Origin of the sequence: Streptomyces sp. NPDC008238 (assembly GCF_042956445.1) — a bacterium.
In the GTDB taxonomy this organism is placed as follows: Bacteria; Actinomycetota; Actinomycetes; order Streptomycetales; family Streptomycetaceae; genus Actinacidiphila.
On record NZ_JBIBGK010000011.1, the window covers coordinates 134815 to 155412 of the forward strand.

Below are 20598 nucleotides of genomic sequence, written 5' to 3' on the forward strand. Positions count from 1 at the left end.
ACGCGGCGGGCGGACGAAAGAAACGATCCGTGGGCGAGGATCGGCATTCCGGGGCAAATCCCGGCTACCGAACCGATACGCTTCCGAACTGACACCGCCTCGGACGGACGGGGACGTGCGCGCCGCGGAGCCGTGGGCGCGGCGGGGGCGGGAACGGGAGGACCGTCGCAGGGCCGGACGCACCCCCAGCCGGGGCGGACGGCGACGTTCCGTGTGTACCGCATCCATCTCGCGTGTGCAGGCCTTCGGGAAAAGTCCCCCCGATCGCCGGAACCCGCGTAATGGTGAAGGCCGTATGCGCTCTCTCCCGGTGCGGGCCCCGCGCAGCACCCGCCGCGCAGCACCGCCAGGGGCCTTCGCGCCGAGGAAAGGACGACGAGATGCACACCGTGGTCGAACGCGAGCTGGAGATGCACCTGGTGCTGTCGCCGGAGCGCAGCATCGCCGTCCCGGCCAGGCTGGTCTACCGGGCCGAGGACCCCTTCGCCGTGCACATCACCTTCCACATCGGCTCGGACTGCCCCGTCAGCTGGACCTTCGCGCGGGAGTTGCTGGTCGAGGGGGTGTTCCGGCCGAGCGGGCACGGTGACGTGCGGATCTGGCCGACCAAGACGGACGGGCGGAGCGTGATCTGCATGGCCCTCAGCTCGCCGGACGGCACCGCCCTGCTGGAGGCGTCCTCGCACCCGGTGGCGGCGTGGCTGGAGCGGACGCTGCGGGCGGTGCCGCCGGGGACGGAACTGGACCACCTGTCCATGGACGAACGGCTGGACGAGCTGCTGGCGCCGGCCGCCGGCGAGGGGGCGCGCGACGAGCGCCGTACGCGCGACCCCTGGCAGGGCTCCGACGAGCCGCCGGACGCCTGAGGCGGGGACCCCGGGGCCCGGCGGCCGGAGCGGGGTCAGAACACCTTGCCCGGGTTGAGGATGCCGAGCGGGTCGAAGACGGCCTTGATGCCGCGCTGCATCTCCACGCCCACCGGGCCGAGTTCGCGCGCCAGCCACTCCTTCTTCAGCACCCCCACGCCGTGCTCCCCGGTGATCGTGCCGCCGAGTTCCAGGCCGAGCGCCATGATCTCGTCGAAGGACTCGCGCGCGCGGCCGGACTCCTCGGGGTCGGCGGCGTCGAAGCACACCACGGGGTGGGTGTTGCCGTCGCCGGCGTGCGCGCACACGCCGATCGTCAGGTCGTGCTTGCGGGCGATCGCCGCGACCCCGTCGAGCATCGCGGCGAGCCTGCCGCGCGGCACGCACACGTCGTCGATCATCGTGGCCGTGGAGACCCGCTCCAGCGCGGGCAGCGCCATCCGCCGCGCCTGCAACAGCATTTCGGACTCCATCGTGTCCTCGGCCGGCACCACCTGCGTCGCCCCGGCGGCCGTGCACAGCTCCCCCACCGCGGCGAGGTCGGCGGCCGGGTCGGGGGTGTCGAAGGCGGCGAGCAGCAGCGCCTCGGTGGATTCGGGCAGTCCCATGCTGGTCATGGCGTTGACCGCGCGCACGGTCGTGCCGTCCATCAGCTCCAGCAGCGAGGGCACGTGGCCGCCGGCCATGATGTCGCAGACCGCCGCGCAGGCCGCCTCGGCCGAGGGGAACTCGGCGACCAGCGCCAACTGCTCGGGCGGCGCGGGCTTGAGCGCCAGCACGGCCCGCACCACGATGCCGAGGCTGCCCTCGGAGCCGACGAGGAGCCGGGTCAGGTCGTAGCCGGCGACGCCCTTGGCGGTGCGCCGGCCGGTGCGCAGCAGCCGCCCGTCGGCCAGGACGACCTCCAGGCCGAGCACGTACTCGGCGGTGACGCCGTACTTCACGCAGCACAGGCCGCCGGAGCCGGTGCCGATGTTGCCGCCGATGGTGCACTGCTCCCAGCTGGAGGGGTCCGGCGGGTAGTACAGGCCGCGCTCGGCGACGGCGCGGGACAGGGCGGCGTTGACGACGCCCGGTTCGACGACCGCGACGCGGTCGACGGGGTCGATCTCCAGGACGCGGTCCATCCTGGTCAGGGAGAGCACGATGCAGCCGTCGGAGGCGTTGGCGGCGCCCGACAGGCCGGTACGGGCCCCTTGCGGCACGACGGGCACCCGCAGGGCCGTGGCGGTCCGCATGACGTGCTGGACCTGCTCCACGGTGCGTGGCAGGACGACCACGGCGGGTGCACCGGCCGGGCAGAAGCTGGCCATGTCGTTGGCGTAGGAGGCGGTGACGTCGGGATCGGCGAGGATGGCCTCGTCGGGGAGTCCGGCGCGCAGCCGGTCGATGAGATCGCCCATGCGTCAAGCTTCGCACCGCGCCGCCGCCCGGGGAAGATCACGTCACCGGGCGGGCCCGCGGCGTTCTGAGTATCCGTACGGATGGTGGTGCGGGCGGGGCGCGGCGAGGATGGCCGCCGTGACGGACACGAGGGACGCGACGGAGGAAGCGGGCGGCACTGCACCGGCGCGGCGGCGCGCACGGCGCGGGATCGCCGTGCGCTGCGTGTGGACGGTGGTGCTGCTCGCCCCGCCGGTGGTGCTGTGGGTCATGGGCGCGGCGGACGCGGCGCACCACAAGAGCCCCACGGACTGGGTGGGCAACCACCGGACCAAGGTGGCGCTGGAGAACGCGGCCCTGCTCGTCGCGGGACTGCCCGCGGCGGGCGCGGTGGCCGGCGCCCTCGCCGGTGCGCTGCGGCGGCCGCCGCGCACGGGGCTGTGGGCCGCGACGGGCGCGGTGCTGGGGGCGCTGGCGCTGTGGGGTTTCGGGGTGTGGGCGTTCGTCTCGGCCCTGCGGAACCTCACGATCGTCTTCTGACGGCGGCCGGCGCCGGTCCACGCCTCTCCCCCGTGGAGGCATGGTCCGGCGCCGGAGTCCGCGGCATCGGCGATCAGAGGTTGCCGCGACGCTCCTGCTCGCGCTCGATCGCTTCGAAGAGCGCCTTGAAGTTGCCCTTGCCGAAGCCCATCGAACCGTGCCGCTCGATCATTTCGAAGAAGACGGTCGGGCGATCCTGGACAGGCTTGGTGAAGATCTGCAGCAGGTAGCCGTCTTCGTCCCGGTCTGCCAGGATCTTCAGCTCGCGCAGGGTGTCGATCGGGACACGGGTGTCGCCGACCCACTCGCCGAGGGTGTCGTAGTAGGAGTCGGGGGTGTCGAGGAACTCGACGCCCGCGGCGCGCATCGCGCGGACCGAGGCGACGATGTCGTTGGTGGCGAGGGCGATGTGCTGGACGCCCGGGCCGCCGTAGAACTCCAGGTACTCGTCGATCTGGGACTTCTTCTTGGCGATCGCGGGCTCGTTGATGGGGAACTTGACCTTCAGCGTGCCGTCCGCGACGACCTTCGACATCAGCGCCGAGTACTCGGTGGCGATGTCGTCACCGACGAACTCCTTCATGTTGGTGAAGCCCATGACCCGGTTGTAGAAGGTCACCCACTCGTTCATCCTGCCGAGCTCGACGTTGCCGACGCAGTGGTCGATCGCCTGGAAGAACCGCTTGGCCGGCGGCTCCACGATCGGCTCGGCGGCGACGTAGCCGGGCAGGTACGGGCCCTTGTAGGCGCCGCGCTCGACGAGGGTGTGCCGGGTCTGGCCGTAGGTGGCGATGGCGGCCAGGACGACGGTGCCGTACTCGTCGCCGACCTCGTGGGGCGCCTCCAGGCCGGTGGCGCCGTGCGCGAGGGCGTACTCGTAGGCGGCGCGGACGTCCGGCACCTCCAGGGCCAGGTCCACGACGCCGTCGCCGTGGGCGGCGACGTGCTCCTCCAGGAAGCGGCCGTGGTCGGTGGCGGCCCTGACGACGGAGGTGAAGACGAAGCGGGCGCTCCCGGACTCCAGGACGTAGGACGCGGTCTCGCGGCTGCCGTTCTCCGGTCCGGAGTAGGCCACGCGCTTCATGCCGAACGCCGTCGAGTAGTAGTGGGCGGCCTGCTTGGCGTTGCCCACCGCGAAGACGACCGCGTCCATTCCCTTGACCGGGAACGGGTCCGCGTCGCCGGGGGTGGGGGAAGTGTGATCCAGGGTCTCAGTCATGGCAGCAGCCTCGCCCGGCAGCTCAAGGTGCGCAATAGTTTCCGGAACGACTGGGCACTCTGTACAGCGCTACCGCGAAAAGAGGCCGCATTCTGTGCACGGTGACCACCGTCACAGGAGGGACTGGGGTGCCATGGGGATCGACCGGCTGGACGGACGGCTGATCAAGCTGCTCGCCGAGGAACCGCGCATCGGCGTGCTGGAGGCCTCGCGCCGCCTGGGAGTGGCGCGCGGGACCGTGCAGGCACGACTGGACCGGCTTCAGGCCAATGGGGTGATCCGCGGCTTCGGGCCGCAGGTGGACCCGGCCGCGCTGGGCTACCCGGTGACGGCCTTCGCGACCCTGGAGATCAAGCAGGGGCAAGGCCCGGACGTACGGGCGCACTTGGCGGGCGTGCCGGAGGTCCTGGAGCTGCACACCACGACCGGGCAGGGGGACATGCTGTGCCGGCTGGTGGCCCGCTCGAACGCCGATCTCCAACGTGTGATCGACCGGGTTGTGGGCTTTGATGGCATCGTGCGGGCCTCCACGGCGATCGTCATGGAGAACCCGGTCCCGTTGCGGATCATCCCGCTGGTCGAGCAGGCGGCACAGGACGCGGACACGTAGCCGAGGGACGGCAGGGGTGATGCCGGGTGAGCTTCTGGGAGTACCTCGCCGGCCGGCACGAGCAACTGCTGATCGACGCCTACCAGCAGGCCAGCCTGGTCTTCCAGTGCATGGTGCCGGCGACCGCGATCGGGGTGGCGATCGGGGTGCTCTCCTACCGGCGCGACTGGGCCGCGGGCCTGGCCGTGACCTCCACCGCCACGATCCTCACCGTCCCCTCGCTCGCCCTGATCGGCCTGCTCATCCCCTGGCTGGGGCTCGGCGTGCCTCCGACCGTGACGGCGCTGACGCTGTACGGGCTGCTGCCGGTGGTCCGCAACGCGATCGTGGGACTGCGCGGGGTCGACCCGGCGCTGGTCGACGCGGCCCGCGGCATCGGCATGTCCCGGACGGCGGCCCTGGCGCGGATCGAGCTGCCGCTGGCCTGGCCGCCGATCCTGACCGGCATCCGGGTGGCGACCCAGATGCTGATGGGCATCGCGGCGATCGCGGCGTACGCCTCCGGGCCGGGGCTCGGCAACGAGATCTTCCGCGGGATCGCCTCCCTGGGAGGCGCCAACGCGCTCAACCAGGTGCTGGCCGGGACGATCGGCATCGTCGTCCTGGCGCTGCTCTTCGACGCCTGCTACGTGCTGCTCGGGCGGCTCACCATCCCCCGGGGGATCCGTGGCTGAGGCGTCGGGCGCGACCATCGAGCTGGAGCAGCTGACCAAGCGCTACCCGGGCAGCGCGGAGCCGGCCGTCGACGGCGTGAGCATGGAGATCGGGGCCGGGGAGACGGTGATCTTCGTCGGGCCCTCCGGGTGCGGGAAGTCCACCACCCTGAAGATGATCAACCGGCTGATCGAGCCGACCTCCGGCCGCATCCGCATCGGCGGCGAGGACGTCACCGACATGGACCCGGTGAGGCTGCGCCGCAAGATCGGCTACGCGATCCAGTCCTCCGGGCTGTTCCCGCACATGACGGTGGCCGAGAACATCGGGCTCGTCCCCCGGATGACGGGCTGGTCCAAGGCGCGGGTCCGGGACCGCGTCGAGGAGATGCTGGACCTGGTGGGGCTGGACCCGCGGGAGTTCCGGGGCCGCTACCCGCGGCAGCTGTCGGGCGGTCAGCAGCAGCGCGTCGGGGTGGCGCGGGCGCTGGCGGCGGACCCGCCGGTGCTGCTGATGGACGAGCCCTTCGGTGCCGTCGACCCGATCACCCGTGACCACCTCCAGGACGAACTGATCAGGCTGCAGCACGAACTGCACAAGACGATCGTCTTCGTCACCCATGACTTCGACGAGGCGATCAAGCTCGGGGACCGCATCGCGGTGCTGCGGGAGCGCTCGCACATCGCCCAGTTCGACACCCCCGAGGCGATCCTGACCAATCCGGCCGACGACTTCGTCTCCGGGTTCGTCGGCGCCGGGGCCGCCCTGAAGCGGCTCAACCTGACCCGGGTGCGGGACGTGGGCGTCGCCGACTTCCCGACGGTGCGCCTGGACGACCCCCTGCAGTCGATCTTCGACCGGCTGCGGGAGGCGACCACCACCAACGAGCTGCTGCTGCTGGACCGCAGGGGCCGCCCCTACAAGTGGCTGCGGCGCGGCGACCTGATGCGCGCCAAGGGCTCGCTGGCCCGGGCCGGGACGCTGGTGGGCGACACCGTGACCCGGGACGCGACGCTGCGGGACGCCCTGGAGGCGGTGCTCACCGACAGCAGCGGACGGGTCGCGGTGACCGGGCGGCGCGGCGAGTTCACCGGGGTGGTGGACATGGAGACGCTGCTCAACTCCGTGCACGAACTGCTGGAGGAGGACCGGCTGGCCGCGCTGGAGCACCGTCACGAGCTGGAGGAGACGCGCGCCCCGCAGACCCGGGCCGAGCAGGAGGGCTCCGACCACGAACCGGGGGCGCGGGCATGAGGCCCGCCGCCGCACCGCCGGGCGGGACGGGCGGACCGGGTGGACCGGGCGGCCCCGCGGCGGCCTCCGGGGCCGGCGACGGCACGGCGGGCCCGGAGGAACCGGCGGCCAGTCAGGGCCCCGGCGGCGAGCCGGCCGCCCCCGCCGCCGGGCCGGTCCGGCGGCTGACCTGGCGGCGGCTCCTGGTCACCCCGGCCGCGCTGGCCCTCGTCCTGCTCGCCACCTACCTGTGGATCACCGGCATCACCCTCGACTCCATCGCCGAGAACGCCCTCGTCGGCGACACCGTCCGGGTACGGCTGTGGCAGCACGTCAAGCTCACCGCGATCTCCACCTTCTGGGTGCTGGTCATCGCCGTCCCGCTCGGCATCGCGCTGACCCGCCGGCGGCTGCGTCCGGCCGCTCCGGTGGTGACGGCGATCGCCAACATCGGGCAGGCCACGCCCGCCATCGGGATGCTGGCGCTGCTCGTCATCTGGCTGGGCATCGGGCCCCGCACCGCACTGGTCGGCATGGTGGTCTACGCGGTGCTGCCGGTGCTCTCCAACACCATGGCGGGCCTGCGGGCCATCGACCCGACCCTGATCGAGGCCTCGCGCGGCATCGGGATGTCGGCGGCCGGGACGCTGTCGCGGATCGAACTCCCGCTGGCCGTACCGCTGATCCTGGCGGGCGTGCGCACCGCGCTGGTGCTCAACGTGGGCACCGCCACGCTCGCCACGTTCGTCGGCGGCGGCGGGCTCGGCGACATCATCACCACCGGGATCGTCACGCAGCGCATGCCGGTGCTCGTGCTGGGCTCGGTGCTCACCGTGGTGCTGGCCCTGCTGGTGGACTGGCTGGCGTCGCTGGCCGAGCACCTGCTGCGCCCGCACGGCCTGGAGACGGCATGACGCGCCGCCGGGCCCTGGCCGCGGGCCTGCTGGTGCTGCTCGCCTGCGCCCCGGGCTGCGGGCTCAAGAGCGGCAGCCCGCTCGTCGACGACGTGCGCCCCGGCTCCCTGGGCAAGGGGCTGCCGCTCAAGGGCGCCTCGCTCACGGTGACGTCCAAGAGCTTCAGCGAGCAGATCATCCTGGGCTCGATGATCGGCCTGGTCTTCAAGGCGGCGGGCGCCGAAGTGCTGGACCGCACCAACATCCAGGGCTCGATCGGGGCGCGGGAGGCGGTCAAGTCCGGCGCCGCGGACGCGATGTACGAGTACACCGGCACCGCCTGGATCACCTACCTCGGCAACGACGAGCCCATCACCGACCCCGGGGAGCAGTGGCGGGCCGTCCGCGACGCCGACCTGCGGAACGGAATCACCTGGCTGCGGCCGTCCACCCTGGACAACACCTACGCCCTGGCCGTCAGCCCGGAGAAGAACCGCCCGTACGGGCTGCGGACACTGTCCGACGTGGCCGCCCTGTCCAGGAGGGACCCCAAGGCCGTCACCCTCTGCGTGGAGAACGAGTTCGCCTCGCGCGACGACGGCCTGCCCGGCATGCAGAAGGCGTACGGCATGGACCTGCCCTCCGCCAACATCCGCAAGATGGACACCGGGATCATCTACACCCAGATCGCCAAGCCGGGTTCCTGCCTGCTCGGCGAGGTCTACACGACCGACGGCCGGATCGCCTCCCTCGGCCTGCAGGTCATGGAGGACGACAAGCACTTCTTCCCCAACTACGACGCCGCCCCCGTCGTCAACAGCAAGGCGCTGGAACGCTGGCCGGCCATCCGCGGCCTGCTCGACCCGCTGTCGGCGAAGCTGACCACCGACGTGGGCCGGGAGCTCAACGCGAAGGTCGACGTGGAGGGCGAGGACCCGCACGAGGTCGCCAAGGAGTGGCTGGTGAAGGAGGGCTTCATCACGGCGGGCTGAGTCCGCCGGGCGGGATACCGGCGCCGAGGTTGCAAAGAAAGCGTTGCAAAGGAGCCTTTGCAAGCTCTACGGTGGGGGCGTGCCAGACGAACCCACCGCCGACGCGGCCGATCCCGGCGTCATCAGCCTCGACCCGCGCACCCTGCGCGGACTCGCGCACCCGCTGCGCATCCGGCTGCTCGCCGCACTGCGCGAGTACGGGCCCGCCACCGCCTCGGGGCTCGCGGGCCGGCTCGGCGAGTCCAGCGGCGCTACCAGCTACCACCTGCGGCAACTGGCGGCGTACGGCTTCGTGGAGGAGGACCCGGGGCGCGGCACCGCCCGCGAACGCTGGTGGAAGGCCGCGCACCGGGGCACGCACTTCGACGCCGGAGGCTTCCTCGGCCACGCCGACCCCGAAGTGCGCGCCGCCATCGGCCTGTTCGGGCGGGAGGTCGCGGCGGTCCACGCGACGGAGCTGGAGACCTGGCTCGCCACCGTCGGCGACTGGTCCGAGGAGTGGCGCCGCAGCTTCGACCTCAGCGACTTCGCCCTGCGGCTCACGCCCGAACGGGCCCGCGCCCTGCGGGCCGAGCTGCACGCCGTGGTGGAGAGCTACCGCGACGCGGACACCGACCGGCAGGGCGGCGACGCCGACGACACCGCACACGTCCGCGTCCACCTGCACGCCTTTCCGCGCGCCGCGGACTGACCGCACCGACCACGGGGGACCCGTATGGACACCGAGACCGGCATACCCGACGGCACCGGAGGGGCCACCGCGCCCACCCCGGCACCCGACCCCGCACCCGACCCGCGGCCGCTGCGGCTGGTGCTGGCCGCCAACGTCGTGTCGATCAGCGGCAATTCGCTCACCGTGCTCGCCGTCCCCTGGTTCGTGCTGCAGACCACCGGCAGCGCCGCCCGCGCCGGCCTGGCGGCCTTCTGCGCGACCCTGCCGGTCGTGGTCTCCGCGCTCGTCGGCGGACCGGTCATCGACCGCTTCGGGCGGCGCAGGTCATCGGTCCTGTCGGACGCGGTGTGCGCGGTGGCCGTCGTGGCGATCCCGCTGCTCCACTTCGCGGGCGTGCTGCAGTTCTGGCAGTTGTGCGCGCTGATGGCCGTCAGCGGGCTCTTCCACGGCCCCGGCGAGACCGCGCGCGAGGTGCTGCTGCCCGTCCTGGCCGAGCGGGCGGGGACACCGCTGGGGCGTGCCGCGGGCTACTTCGACGGCGCCTCACGCGGCGCCCGGATGCTCGGCGCCTCGGTCGGCGGCGTGCTCATCGCCGTCCTGGGCGCCGAGGCGGTGCTGCTGCTGGACGCCGCGACCTTCGCCGTCTCCGCGCTGCTGATCGCCCTCGGCGTCCGCGGGCTGCCGGGCGCCGAGCCCGTCAAGGACGCGGCACCGGTCTCCCTGCGCACCTACCGGGCCGAACTGCGCGAGGGCTACGCCTTCCTGATCCGCTCCCGGCTGCTGCTCGCCATCACCTTGATGGTCATGGTGACCAACGGCCTGGACGCCGCCTGGAGTTCGGTGCTGCTGCCGGTGCACGCCGAGCGGGAACTCGGCGGCTCCGTCCAACTCGGACTGCTGTCGGGCCTCTTCGGGGCCGGCGCCCTCGCCGGGGCCCTGCTCTACGGGGCGGTGGGCCACCGCCTGCCGCGATGGCCGGTGTACACGGTGTGCTTCCTGCTGTGCGGCGCACCCCGGTTCCTGGTCGCCGCGTGGGTGCCCGGGTGGGGCGGCCTGGCGGTGACCATGGTGGCCGGCGGCCTCGCGGCGGGGGCGCTCAACCCGATCCTGGCGACGGTGACGTTCGAGCACATCCCCGACGCACTTCGCACCCGGGCGCTGGGCACCCTCGGCGCCGGGGTGCTGCTCACCACCCCCGTCGGCGGACTCGCCGCGGGCTACCTGGTGGACGGAGCGGGTCTGACCACCGCGCTGCTGCTGACCGGCGGGGCGTACTTCCTGGCCACGTTGTGCCCGCTGGTCTTCCCCTCCTGGCGCCGCATGGACGCCGCGAGGAGCGACTGACCGCGGCCTAGCAGCTGGGTACCTTGCCGCCGCTCTGCAGGGCGTCCAGGGCGTCGATCGCGCCGTCGAGGGTGGTGACGGGCACCAGTCGCAGCCCCTGGGGGAGTTCGGCCCTGGCGTCGGCGCACTCGGCCTTCGGGACGAGGAAGACGGTCGCGCCGTCGCGCCTCGCGGCCTGCTCCTTGAGCGGGACGCCGCCGACCGGGCCGACCTTGCCGGCGGCGGTGATCGTCCCCGTACCGGCGATCCTGCGGCCGCCGGTGAGGTCGCCGCCGCGGCCGTTGCCCTCGATCTTGTCGATGATGCCCAGGCTGAACATCAGGCCCGCGCTGGGCCCGCCCACGTCCGCGAGGTGCAGGGTGACATCGACGTCCGAGGGGGACAGCCGCAGCTGCCGCAGGGCCGCCGCGGTGGCGTCCTGCTGGGACTCGGTCATCTCCGCCTGGTTGTGCTGCTCGATCTCCTTGACCGTGCCACCGGTCGGGTAGACCGCGTCGCGCGGCATCACGGCCCGGTCCGTGGCGAACCAGGCCGTGAGGACGTCGCCGAAGCGGACGGTCGCGTCCGGGTTGGTCGCGGCGATGGTCGTCATCCGCAGCTGCCCCGAGGTGTCGCGGGTCTCGGTACCGGTGATCGTGATCACCGGCTTGCCCTGGTCGTCGCCGAGGACGTCGGCCGTCAGCCCGGGCACGACGATCGAGATCGGCAGCGGCGCGAACAGGGCCACCGCCAGCAGCGCGGCCACGAGCGCGGCGCAGACGGCGAGGATCCGGTTCCGGGCGGAGGCGAAAGGCATGGGGTGAATCTAGTTCACGGGAGCGGCGCGACGTGCCGGGGCCCGGTGGACCCCGGTCCGGCGGCGCCCTCACCGCAGGGCGTCGGCCACCTCCAGGGCCGCCTCGACGACCCGCGGACCCACCCGTTCGGGTATCACGTCGGCGAGCATCACCACACCGACGCTGCCCTCGATGCCCGGGACCCCCACCAGCGGGGCCGCTGCGCCGCTCGCGCCGGCTTCCAGCTCGCCGTGGGTCAGGACGTAGCCGGGGCCCTCGGAGCAGCGCGGATCGGGCTCGTACGGCTGCACGCTGCGCCCGGCGAGGATGGCCCGGCCCGCGGCGCCGCGGTCCAGGGAGTGCCGGAAGCCGGTGCGGTAGGCGACGTGGTAGTCGGTCCAGCTCGGCTCGACGACCGCCACGGCCAGCGCCTCGGTGCCGTCGACCAGGGTGAGGTGGGCGGTGGCCCCGATGTCCTCGGCCAGCGAGCGCAGGGCGGGGAGCGCGGCCTCGCGCAGCAGCGGGTGCACCTGGTGCGCCAGCCGCAGCACGCCGAGGCCGACCCGGGCGCGGCCGCCGAGGTCCCGGCGGACCAGGGAGTGCTGCTCCAGGGTGGCCAGGAGGCGGTAGACCACCGTGCGGTTCACGCCCAGCTTCGCCGCGAGCTCCGTGACGGTCAGTCCGTGGTCGGTGTCGGCCAACAGCTTCAGGACCCGCAGGCCCCGGTCGAGCGTCTGAGAGGTCTCCGCGGTCACGACGCCCCCTTCTCGTGTGAGTGGCGGCTCATCTCTCACGTCGGGAGCACTGCCGGTCCCGCGGCAGAGCGCGGAGAGGCCACCGGTCTGGCGGTACCGGCTGGCGCCCCGAGGCTGCTCTGCCACGGCGCGTTGCGTGAGCGGAACGGTAGCGATGCGTACCGCTCAGCGGAAGACTTCGTCCACAATCCGGTCACGTGACCGGAGCAGCGGGGGCGCCCGACGTAAATCTTCCGCCGAATCGCCCCTCGCGCCGCAAGATTCACACCAATGCTGATGCCCTGTCAGTAGCGGGGCGGAGCACCGCGGATGAGGGAACGTCCGCCGCTCAGCGCATCCGGGTCGCCCACTCCTGGACCTTCTTGATGCGCTCGTTGAGCTGCCCCGCCGTCGCCTCCGCGCTCGGCGGACCGCCGCACACCCGGCGCAGCTCGTTGTGGATGACGCCGTGCGGCTTGCCGCTCTGGTGGTTGTACGCCGCGACCATCGTGTTCAGCCGCTTGCGCAGCTCCAGCAGTTCCTTGTGCGTGACGATCGGCCGCCGCTCGGCGGGCAGTTCCAGCAGGTCCGCCTCGTCGTCCGGCTTCTTCCTGCTGTGGGCGATCTGCCGGGCCTGCCGCTTCTGCAGCAGCAACTGCACCTGGTCCGGCTCGAGAAGGCCCGGAATGCCCAGGTAGTCCTGCTCCTCCTCGCTGCCCGGATGCGCCTGCATGCCGAACTCGGCGCCGTCGTACAGCACCCGGTCGAAGACCGCGTCGGACTCCAGCGCCTCGAAGGGCAGCATGTCCTGCTCGCCGGTGTCCTCGTCCTGCTGCTTCTCGGCCTCCTCCAGCTCCTTCTCGGACTCCGCGTAAGGGTCCTCCTCGCCCTCCTTCTTCGGCTTGTCGAGGGCGTGGTCCCGCTCCACCTCCATCTCGCCGGCGAATTCCAGCAGCGTGGGGATGGTCGGCAGGAAGACCGAGGCCGTCTCGCCGCGCCTGCGGGACCGCACGAAGCGGCCGACCGCCTGCGCGAAGAACAGCGGCGTGGAGATCGTCGTCGCGTAGACCCCGACGGCCAGCCGCGGGACGTCCACGCCCTCCGACACCATGCGGACCGCGACCATCCAGCGGTCGTCGCTCGCGCTGAACTCCTCGATCCGCGAGGACGCCCCGGTGTCGTCGGAGAGCACCACGGTCGCCTTGTGCCCGGTGATCTCCCGGATCAGCTTGGCGTACGCGCGGGCCGTGTCCTGGTCGGTGGCGATCACCAGCGCACCGGCGTCCGGGATGGACTTGCGGACCTCCGTCAGCCGCTGGTCGGCGGCGCGCAGCACGTTCGGGATCCACTCGCCGGTCGGCGCCAGCGCGGTCCGCCAGGCCTGGCCGATCGCGTCCTTGGTCATCGGCTCGCCGAGCCGCGCGGAGATCTCGTCGCCGGCCTTCGTGCGCCAGCGCATGTTGCCGCTGTACGAGAGGAAGATCACAGGGCGCACGACGTGGTCGGCGAGCGCGTTGCCGTAGCCGTAGGTGTAGTCGGCGGAGGACCGGCGGATGCCGTCGTTGCCCTCCTCGTACACCACGAACGGGATCGGGTTGGTGTCCGACCGGAACGGCGTCCCGGTCAGCGCCAGCCGCCTGGTCGCCGGCTCGAACGCCTCCAGGCACGCCTCGCCCCAGGACCGGCTGTCGCCCGCGTGGTGGATCTCGTCCAGGATCACCAGCGTCTTGCGCTGCTCGCAGCGGTTGCGGTGCAGCATCGGGCGCACACCGACGCCCGCGTAGGTCACCGCGACCCCGTGGTAGTCCTTCCCGACCGGCCCCGCGCTGTACTCGGGGTCCAGCCTGATGCCTATCCGGGCCGCGGCCTCCGCCCACTGCTTCTTCAGGTGCTCGGTGGGGGCGACGACGGTGATCTGCTGCACGAGGTGGTTGTGGAGCAGGTACGAGGCCAGGGTGAGCGCGAAGGTCGTCTTGCCGGCGCCGGGGGTCGCGACGGCCAGGAAGTCACGTGGCTGCGTCGCGATGTACCGGTCCAGGGCACCTTGCTGCCAGGCACGCAGCTTGCCGGCCGTGCCCCAAGGGGCGCGGCCGGGGAAGGCGGGCGACAGGTGGTGCGAGTGCGAGTTGCTGGCGCTGTGCGGGGCGGTGGTAGTCACGGTCTCCGGTGACGGGTCGGGTACGACAACCGTCACAGCCTACTGGGGCGGTGTCCGTGCCTCGGGCTGCGGCACCGACCGGGCCCGTGGTCGCGGCCCGGGGTGGTATGCGGGTGCGTCGTGCCTGCGGCGGGGCGGGGAGGGTGGGAGGGTGGGTGGCTGGGGCGGGCGTTTCGGGTGCTCAGCGTCGTCGGCTGTCGCGCCGTCTCGCGCCCTGCGGGCGCACAGCGGCTGGCTGCGGAGGGGAGGGTGGGCGGCCGGGGCTCGTTGGCGGTGTGCGGCCCGGTGGACGGCTGGGGTTCAGGCGCCGGAGCGAAGTGCCTTTCCAGTGGCGGAGGTCTCGTTGCCGTCCGCGGGTATAGATGGCCGGTTGCCACGCCTACTCGCGGTAGTGGGCGCGCCCGCCGTAACCCGCGACTGCGGGTGCTTCGAGGTGCTGTCGGGGGGCGGAGGGAGATCGGGCCCGCTTTCGACGGTATACACGTCGGAACAGAGCCCGATCTTTGCGCGGACGGAGATCGGGCCCGCTTTCAGCGGTATAGCCGTGGGAAGAGGGCCCGATCTTCGGATCGGCCGAGATCGGGCTCGCTTTCAGCGCCATAGCCGTCGGAAGAGAGCCCGATGTCCGATCGGGGAAGCACCCGCAGACGCCGGTTACGGCGGGTGCGCCCACCACGGACCGTGGGCGTGGTCACCGGCCATCTGCACCCGCGGACGGCAACGAGACCGAAGCCAGACGAACAACCCGCCCCGCTCCGGCGCAGGAACCCCAACCGACCACAGGGCCGCACACCGCCGACGAGCCCCAGCCCCCACCCTCCCCTCCGCAGCCGGCATCTTTGCGCCCGCAGGGCGCGAGACGGCGCGACAGCCGAAGAACCGGCCCACCGCTGGAGGGCACGAAGAACCCGGGAGGAACCACCCCCCTCAGACGCCGGCGAGGCGGGCCAGGGCGCTCCCGATCGCCGCGGGGGCGGAAACCTCCCCCGCCGCGACCGACACGACCAGGTCGTACGCCGCGTCCTGGTCGGCCGACCGCAGGTCGACCCCGTTCAGCGCCAGGAACACCGCCGCCGCCAGCCACGCCGTCCGCTTGTTGCCGTCGACCAGGGGATGGTTCGCCGCGATCGCGTGCAGCAGCGCCCCCGCCGCCGCGAAGACGTCGTCCCCGTAGGCCTCGACGCCGAACATCCGGGCCCGGGGCCGGTGCACGGCCGACGCGAGCAGCCCGGGCTCGCGCAGCGCGGGGGGTTCGCCGCCGCAGGCGAGGCGGGCCAGGTCGGTGACCTCGGTGAGGGTGAGGTGGCGCACGGTCACGTCACTCCCCCAGCCTGCGCAGCAGGTCCGCGTGGGCGGCGGCGTACGCCTCGCCCGCGGCCCGGATGCGCGCGGCCTCGGCCGCCTCGTACGCCCGCACCGCCGTGCGCACGAACTCCGCGACCGGCACGCCGTGCGCGTCGGCGAGGTCGCCCAGGGACTCCCACTCGGCGTCGGTGAAGACGACGGTCAGCTCTTTCACACCGGGACGGTAACGCCCCGGCGCGTCCGCCTCACCCGGTTTTCGGGTGGAGCCGCACGGCGACGCCGACGCCCGCGAGGGCGAGGACGGCCATGGGGAGGAGGACGGCCGTGAACGCGCCCGCCGCGCCGCCGAGGGCGGCGAAGACGGTACCCGCGGCGGCGACGAGGACGACGCTGGACAGGGCGTCGGAGACCTGGAGGGCCGCGGAGTTGGCGCCGGCCTCGGAAGGCGGCGAGAGCTTGAAGAGGATGACGCTCAGGGAGGAGATGACCAGGCCCGCGCCGAGGCCGCCCACGCCCCACGCGGCGGCCGCGCTCCAGGCGGGGGCGGCGTCCAGCAGCGGCAGGGCCGCGCCGGCGATCGCGGCGGCCATGAGGAACATGCCGAGGACGACGAGGCGTTCGCGGTGGGGTTCCAGGCGGGGGCGGCCCTGGATCCAGGAGCCGATGCCCCAGGTGACGCCGCCGCCGGCCAGGGAGAGCCCGGCGAGGGTCGGGGACATGTGCCGCTGGGTGACGAGCATGAGCGGGACGAAGCTCTCGGCGCCGAGGAACGTGCCGGAGGCCACACCGCGCAGGAGCACCACGGACGGTAGCCCCCGCGCCGCGCGGAAGGTGCCGCGGGGCAGCAGCCGCAGCGCGGACGGCACGACCAGTGCGGCGCCCGCCGCCGCGAAGACCAGGGACAGCGGCCGCAGGTCCTGCCCGGCGTACTGGAGCAGCCCGGCGCCGGCCGAGACGGCGAGGGCGAGGCGCAGCCGACGGCGGTCGGGGGCCGCGCGGTCGTCGGGGGGACGCTGCAGGGAGGTGCGGCGCAGCGCGGGCAGGCCGACGAGGAGCGGGAGCACGACGAGCACGGGGATGGCCAGGAAGACCCAGCGCCAGCCGAACTGCTCGGTGACCGTGCCGGCCACGAGCGGGCCGACGATGGAGGGCAGCACCCAGGACGCGGCGAAGGCGGCCATCACCGCGGGCCGCAGGCGTTCGGGGTAGGCGAGGCCGACGACGACGTACAGGGCGACGATGACGAGTCCGCCGCCGATGCCCTGCACGGCGCGGCCCAGCACGAACGGCCACATGGACTGGGCGGTGCCGGAGACGACCAGGCCGGCGGCGAAGGCGGCGATGCCCGCGACGAGCGGCGCCAGCGGGCCGCTGCGGTCGGACCACTGGCCGCTGACGACCATCGCGAAGAGCGAGGTGGTGAAGTAGCCGGAGAAGGCGAAGGCGTACAGCGGCAGTCCGTCCAGCTCGCGCGCGGCGATGGGCATGGCCGTACCGACGGCGGTCGCCTCGAAGGCGATGAGCAGGACGACCGAGACCATCGCGAGGGTCAGCGCGCGGTAGCGGCTGCCCAGCACGGTGTCGGTGCCGGTGTCCGGCGCGGCGAGGGGCATGCCTGCATGGCCGGATACCGGCTCGGTGTCTGCGGTGGTCACCACGACAGGGTAAGGGGTCAACATGGCCATTGCCCCTGGCGCCCCGGTCGGCCTTTCGGCCTAGGACCGGGAGAAAGCCAGGCAGAGCAGGGAAGGCGTAGGCCATGCCGCACTACACCTCGTACGACGGAACCGGGCTCGCCTACACGGACCGGGGCGAGGGGCCCGTACTGCTCGCCCTCGCCGGCGGCCCGGGCCGGGACGCCGCCTACCTGGGCGACCTGGGCGGCCTGGACCGGGGCAGGCGCCTGGTGGTCCCGGACAGCCGGGGAACCGGGGCCAGCCCGCCGGCCGGCGACCCGCTCACCTATTCCTTCCCCCGCCTCGCCCAGGACGTGGAGGCGCTGCGCCGGCACCTCGGCCTGGAGCGCTTCGCGCTGCTGGCGCACGACGCGGCCGCCGCGACCGCGCAGGCGTACGCCGCCGCCTACCCGGAGCGGCTGACGCACCTCGTGCTCGTCACCCCGGGCTCCCGGCTGCAGGGCGCGCTGCCGGACGACGCCCGGGAGATCTTCGAGGGCCGGGTCGGCGAGCCCTGGTGGCCGGAGGCGGTCGCCGCCCTCGCCGAACTGGAGAGCGCCGACGACCTCGACCGGGTGCGCACGCTGCTGCTCCAGGTCGCGCCCATGGCGTACGGCCGCTGGGACGAGCCCCAGCGCGCCCACGCGGCCGCCGAGGGCGGCCAGTTGCACCCGGTCCCCCGCGCCGGGTTCTGGCAGGGCATGGACGAGCCGGCCCGGCTCGCCGTCCTGGCCCGGCTGCGCGAGGTGACCTGCCCGGTCCTGGTCCTCACCGGCGACCGCGACGCCGTCACCGGCATGCGCGCCGGCGAGGTCGTCGCGGCCTGCTTCCCGGACGCCCGGCTGCGCCCGCTGCACGCCGTCGGGCACTTCCCGTGGGTGGACGAACCCGAACTGTTCCGCCCGGTGGTCGAGGAGTTCCTGTCGGGCGCCCCCGGCGGTTCGTGAACGCGGTATGGCAGTCCTGTTGCAGGCCCCCGGGAACCGTTGACCCCCTCCCGGGGGCCCCGCCTATGGTCGGTGTACGTCACCGACGCAAGGCCGTGTGCCCGAGTGGTTCAGGGGCTCGACTGCAAATCGAGTTACGTGGGTTCGATTCCCGCCACGGCCTCCGCGCGAAGGGCCCGGTCCGCACGGACCGGGCCCTTCGTCGTCAGTGGCGGTGGGTCAGCCCTGGGGACGGGCCACCGCGTGCTGGGGGCGGATGGGGAGGCGGCTGACCGGGCGGCCGGTGGCGGCGCGGACGGCGGAGGCGACGGCGGCCGGGGAGACGACGACGGGGGCCGCGCTGGCGGCCTTGGCGCCGAAGGGGGCGAGCACGTCGCGTTCCTCGATGAGCCGGACCACGCGGATCGCGGGCGCGTCGAGCGCCGTGGGCAGCGAATAGCCGGTCAGGTTGGGCCGCTTGATGACGCCGCGGGGCGCGCGGAGGTCCTCCATCAGGGCCATGCCGACGCCCTGGGTGACCCCGGCCTCGATGCGGGCGTGCAGTTGCGCGGGGTTGAGGATCCGGCCGACGTCCTGGGCGACGGCCATCTCCACGACCCGGACCGCGCCGAGTTCGATGTCGACGTCCACGACCGCGCGTACGGCGCAGAAGGCCAGGCCCACGAAGGCGTCGCCCTGACCGGTGTCGTCGAGCTTCTCGGTGGGGTGCGGACGGCACTGGGCGGTGGCCCACAACTCCTTGCCGGCCAGCTCCTCCTCGACGGTGGTGGAGAGCACCCCGTCGTACGAGGTGATCTTGCCGTCGGCGATCGAGAGCAACTCCGCCGACATGCCGAACTTCCCGGCGAGCGGCTGCAGCAGCTGGGTGCGGACCATCTTGGCGGCGCGTTCGACGGCCCCGCCGGAGACCCAGGTGTGACGGCCGCGGGCGGCGGCGCCGGCCGGTGGCTGGTCGGTGTCGGAGGGCAGCACGCGGACGTCCTCGACGCCGAGGACCTCCTGCACGATCTGCCGGGCGAGGGTGGCGAAGCCCTGGCCGGTGTCGACGGCCGCGCAGATGACGGTGGCGGCGCCGTCGTGGACGCGCACCGTGGCGGTGGAGACCTCGTCGGTGCCCTCGGCCCCGAGCATGTGGACCATGCCCAGCGCGTAGCCCACGCCGCGGCGTACCGCGCCCGGCTCGCCCGCGCCCTCCAGGCCGCCGGGGAGCAGCCACTCGGACTCGTCGTCGTCGACGGGCAGCGGGGGCAGGTCGGTGTCGCGCACGGCCTTGAGCAGTTCGCCGACGGGCGCCGGGCAGGTGACCGTCTGGCCGGTGGGCAGCAGGTCGCCGGTGGCGATCACGTTGCGCATGCGGATCTCGGCCGGGTCCAGGCCGAGTTTGGCGGCGAGCTTGTCCATCTGGCCCTCGTAGGCCGCGCAGACCTGCATCGCGCCCTCGCCCCGGACGTGGCCGGAGGGCGGGTTGTTGGTGCGCACCGCCCAGCCCTCGACGAAGACGTGCGGGACGACGTAGGGCCCGGCGGCGAAGGCGACGGCCGCGGCCAGCGCGTCGGCGGAGGTGTCCGCGTACGCGCCGGCGTCCAGCAGCACCTGGGCCTCGACCTTGACCAGCCGGCCCTCGGCGTCCGCGTGGTGGCGGTAGCGCAGCAGCGTCGGGTGGCGGTGGTTGTGGCTGAGGAAGGACTCCTCGCGGGTGGCCACGAACTTCACGGGGCAGCCGGTCTTCAGCGCGAGCAGCCCGAGGGGGATCTGCACCCCGGAGTCCTCGCGGTCGCCCATCGCGCCGGGCACGCCGGTGACGACGACCTTGACCCGGTCCTGTTCCAGCCCGAAGCAGGCGGCGGCCAGGTCGCGGTCGGTGTGCGGGTCGGTGGAGGCGACGTACAGCTCCACGCCGCCGTCGGGGCGGGGCACGGCGAGGCCGGCCTCGGCGCCGACCGGGGCCGGGTCCTGCCGGCCCACCCGGTACAGGCCCTCGACGATGACCTCGCCGACCGCGTCCGGGTCGCCGAACTGCAGCGGGATGTGCCGGATCAGGTTGCCGTCGGGGTGCAGCGGGGCCGCCGCGAAGGCCCGTTCCGGGTCGATGACGGGCTCCAGCACCTCGTACTCGACGTGGATGGCGGCGGCGGCGAGCCGGGCGGTGTCGGGGTGGTCGGCGGCCACGGCGGCGATGGCCTCGCCGTGGTGCCGGACGGTGTCCTTGGCGAAGACCGGACGGTCGGCCACGCGGCGCCCGTGCATGACGTCGCCCGGGACGTCCTCGTGGGTCACCACGGCCCGCACGCCGGGCAGCGCGGCGGCCTCGGTCGTGTCGACCGACAGGATGCGGGCGTGCGGGTGCGGGGAGCGCAGCACGGCCGCCCACAGCAGGCCCTCGGCCCACAGGTCGGCGGCGTACGGATAGGTGCCCTGGGCCTTGGCGAAGGCGTCGGTGGCGGGCAGGGAGGCGCCGATGCCGTGCGGCGCGGACTGCTGCTCGGTGGCGCCGGTCGCGACCGTCGCGGGGGTGCCCACGGCCGGGGTGGCCGTCGCGGCGTCGGGGCCCGTCATCGCGCGTACCTTTCGCTGCCGCGAGGGGGGAGGTGGTGC

Annotated in this window: 19 protein-coding genes and 1 tRNA gene; 11 read left to right on the forward strand and 9 right to left on the reverse strand. The window is 73.4% G+C overall.

Annotated features, from left to right (window positions below; genetic code table 11):
• The first annotated feature begins 380 nt into the window (after positions 1 to 380).
• Positions 381 to 866 carry an SsgA family sporulation/cell division regulator gene (locus tag ACFZAU_RS23245; protein WP_500461383.1) on the forward strand — a complete coding sequence of 162 codons (486 nt, stop codon included), beginning with the start codon at positions 381 to 383 and terminating at the stop codon, positions 864 to 866.
• A gap of 35 nt (positions 867 to 901) precedes the next feature.
• On the opposite strand, the gene ACFZAU_RS23250 is transcribed toward ACFZAU_RS23245, so the two are convergent.
• A complete protein-coding gene (locus ACFZAU_RS23250; protein WP_500553763.1) occupies positions 902 to 2269 on the reverse strand; it encodes an FAD-binding oxidoreductase in 1368 nt (455 codons plus the stop codon).
• A 118-nt stretch (positions 2270 to 2387) separates the two neighbouring features.
• Here ACFZAU_RS23250 and ACFZAU_RS23255 point away from each other — a divergent pair, with 118 nt between their 5' ends.
• Positions 2388 to 2789, forward strand: coding sequence for a hypothetical protein (locus ACFZAU_RS23255; RefSeq protein WP_500553764.1), 402 nt, complete (start codon positions 2388 to 2390; stop codon positions 2787 to 2789).
• A 73-nt stretch (positions 2790 to 2862) separates the two neighbouring features.
• Here the strand turns inward: ACFZAU_RS23255 and hppD are convergent, their stop codons facing one another.
• Positions 2863 to 4008, reverse strand: coding sequence for a 4-hydroxyphenylpyruvate dioxygenase (gene hppD, locus ACFZAU_RS23260; protein WP_499599300.1), 1146 nt, complete (start codon positions 4006 to 4008; stop codon positions 2863 to 2865).
• 133 nt (positions 4009 to 4141) lie between these two features.
• Here hppD and ACFZAU_RS23265 point away from each other — a divergent pair, with 133 nt between their 5' ends.
• The 7 genes from ACFZAU_RS23265 to ACFZAU_RS23295 all read left to right on the forward strand — a co-directional run bounded on the left by ACFZAU_RS23265 (position 4142) and on the right by ACFZAU_RS23295 (position 10407).
• Positions 4142 to 4618 carry an Lrp/AsnC family transcriptional regulator gene (locus ACFZAU_RS23265; RefSeq protein ID WP_499512096.1) on the forward strand — a complete coding sequence of 159 codons (477 nt, stop codon included), beginning with the start codon at positions 4142 to 4144 and terminating at the stop codon, positions 4616 to 4618.
• A 26-nt stretch (positions 4619 to 4644) separates the two neighbouring features.
• Positions 4645 to 5292, forward strand: a complete 648-nt coding sequence (locus ACFZAU_RS23270; protein ID WP_500553765.1) for an ABC transporter permease — start codon at positions 4645 to 4647, stop codon at positions 5290 to 5292.
• A complete protein-coding gene (locus ACFZAU_RS23275) occupies positions 5285 to 6526 on the forward strand; it encodes a betaine/proline/choline family ABC transporter ATP-binding protein (protein ID WP_500553766.1) in 1242 nt (413 codons plus the stop codon). The genes ACFZAU_RS23270 and ACFZAU_RS23275 overlap by 8 nt, the downstream gene beginning before the upstream one ends.
• Positions 6523 to 7419, forward strand: coding sequence for an ABC transporter permease (locus ACFZAU_RS23280; protein ID WP_500553767.1), 897 nt, complete (start codon positions 6523 to 6525; stop codon positions 7417 to 7419). Before ACFZAU_RS23275 ends, ACFZAU_RS23280 begins: the two co-directional genes overlap by 4 nt.
• Positions 7416 to 8390 (forward strand): glycine betaine ABC transporter substrate-binding protein, encoded by a 975-nt coding sequence (locus ACFZAU_RS23285; RefSeq protein WP_500553768.1) that lies wholly within the window; start codon positions 7416 to 7418, stop codon positions 8388 to 8390. Before ACFZAU_RS23280 ends, ACFZAU_RS23285 begins: the two co-directional genes overlap by 4 nt.
• 79 nt (positions 8391 to 8469) lie before the next feature.
• Complete coding sequence (locus tag ACFZAU_RS23290; protein WP_500553769.1) at positions 8470 to 9081, forward strand: helix-turn-helix domain-containing protein; 612 nt, start codon at positions 8470 to 8472, stop codon at positions 9079 to 9081.
• Between the two features lie 24 nt (positions 9082 to 9105).
• Positions 9106 to 10407 carry an MFS transporter gene (locus ACFZAU_RS23295; RefSeq protein ID WP_500553770.1) on the forward strand — a complete coding sequence of 434 codons (1302 nt, stop codon included), beginning with the start codon at positions 9106 to 9108 and terminating at the stop codon, positions 10405 to 10407.
• A 7-nt stretch (positions 10408 to 10414) separates the two neighbouring features.
• Here ACFZAU_RS23295 and ACFZAU_RS23300 read toward each other — a convergent pair whose 3' ends face one another.
• The 6 genes from ACFZAU_RS23300 to ACFZAU_RS23325 form a co-directional block, all read right to left on the reverse strand.
• Entirely contained in the window at positions 10415 to 11203 is a 789-nt protein-coding gene (locus ACFZAU_RS23300) for a S16 family serine protease (RefSeq protein WP_500553771.1), read from the reverse strand.
• A gap of 69 nt (positions 11204 to 11272) precedes the next feature.
• Complete coding sequence (locus ACFZAU_RS23305; RefSeq protein ID WP_431959644.1) at positions 11273 to 11938, reverse strand: IclR family transcriptional regulator; 666 nt, start codon at positions 11936 to 11938, stop codon at positions 11273 to 11275.
• A gap of 328 nt (positions 11939 to 12266) precedes the next feature.
• The gene (locus ACFZAU_RS23310) at positions 12267 to 14075 is read right to left on the reverse strand and encodes a DEAD/DEAH box helicase (RefSeq protein ID WP_500553772.1); all 1809 of its coding nucleotides are present in this window, start codon (positions 14073 to 14075) and stop codon (positions 12267 to 12269) included.
• A gap of 927 nt (positions 14076 to 15002) precedes the next feature.
• Entirely contained in the window at positions 15003 to 15392 is a 390-nt protein-coding gene (locus ACFZAU_RS23315) for a type II toxin-antitoxin system death-on-curing family toxin (protein WP_500553773.1), read from the reverse strand.
• A 1-nt stretch (position 15393) separates the two neighbouring features.
• A complete protein-coding gene (locus tag ACFZAU_RS23320; RefSeq protein ID WP_500553774.1) occupies positions 15394 to 15594 on the reverse strand; it encodes a hypothetical protein in 201 nt (66 codons plus the stop codon).
• Between the two features lie 31 nt (positions 15595 to 15625).
• Positions 15626 to 17059: an MFS transporter gene (locus ACFZAU_RS23325; RefSeq protein ID WP_500553775.1), complete on the reverse strand. Its 1434-nt coding sequence runs from the start codon at positions 17057 to 17059 to the stop codon at positions 15626 to 15628.
• A gap of 80 nt (positions 17060 to 17139) precedes the next feature.
• On the opposite strand from ACFZAU_RS23325, the gene ACFZAU_RS23330 reads away from it, so the two are divergent.
• Positions 17140 to 18003 carry an alpha/beta fold hydrolase gene (locus ACFZAU_RS23330; protein WP_500553776.1) on the forward strand — a complete coding sequence of 288 codons (864 nt, stop codon included), beginning with the start codon at positions 17140 to 17142 and terminating at the stop codon, positions 18001 to 18003.
• Positions 18004 to 18094: 91 nt separating this feature from the next.
• A tRNA-Cys gene (locus ACFZAU_RS23335) sits at positions 18095 to 18166 on the forward strand.
• Positions 18167 to 18222: 56 nt separating this feature from the next.
• Here the strand turns inward: ACFZAU_RS23335 and ACFZAU_RS23340 are convergent.
• Entirely contained in the window at positions 18223 to 20559 is a 2337-nt protein-coding gene (locus ACFZAU_RS23340) for a xanthine dehydrogenase family protein molybdopterin-binding subunit (protein ID WP_500553777.1), read from the reverse strand.
• Between the last annotated feature and the right edge of the window lie 39 nt (positions 20560 to 20598).

Coding starts and splice junctions, on each gene's coding strand:
- ACFZAU_RS23245 (WP_500461383.1), top strand. CDS start 381: ATGCACACCGTGGTCGAACGCGAGCTGGAGATGCACCTGGTGCTGTCG.
- ACFZAU_RS23250 (WP_500553763.1), bottom strand. CDS start 2,269: ATGGGCGATCTCATCGACCGGCTGCGCGCCGGACTCCCCGACGAGGCC.
- hppD (WP_499599300.1), bottom strand. CDS start 4,008: ATGACTGAGACCCTGGATCACACTTCCCCCACCCCCGGCGACGCGGAC.
- ACFZAU_RS23265 (WP_499512096.1), top strand. CDS start 4,142: ATGGGGATCGACCGGCTGGACGGACGGCTGATCAAGCTGCTCGCCGAG.
- ACFZAU_RS23280 (WP_500553767.1), top strand. CDS start 6,523: ATGAGGCCCGCCGCCGCACCGCCGGGCGGGACGGGCGGACCGGGTGGA.
- ACFZAU_RS23285 (WP_500553768.1), top strand. CDS start 7,416: ATGACGCGCCGCCGGGCCCTGGCCGCGGGCCTGCTGGTGCTGCTCGCC.
- ACFZAU_RS23295 (WP_500553770.1), top strand. CDS start 9,106: ATGGACACCGAGACCGGCATACCCGACGGCACCGGAGGGGCCACCGCG.
- ACFZAU_RS23300 (WP_500553771.1), bottom strand. CDS start 11,203: ATGCCTTTCGCCTCCGCCCGGAACCGGATCCTCGCCGTCTGCGCCGCG.
- ACFZAU_RS23325 (WP_500553775.1), bottom strand. CDS start 17,059: ATGTTGACCCCTTACCCTGTCGTGGTGACCACCGCAGACACCGAGCCG.
- ACFZAU_RS23330 (WP_500553776.1), top strand. CDS start 17,140: ATGCCGCACTACACCTCGTACGACGGAACCGGGCTCGCCTACACGGAC.
- ACFZAU_RS23340 (WP_500553777.1), bottom strand. CDS start 20,559: ATGACGGGCCCCGACGCCGCGACGGCCACCCCGGCCGTGGGCACCCCC.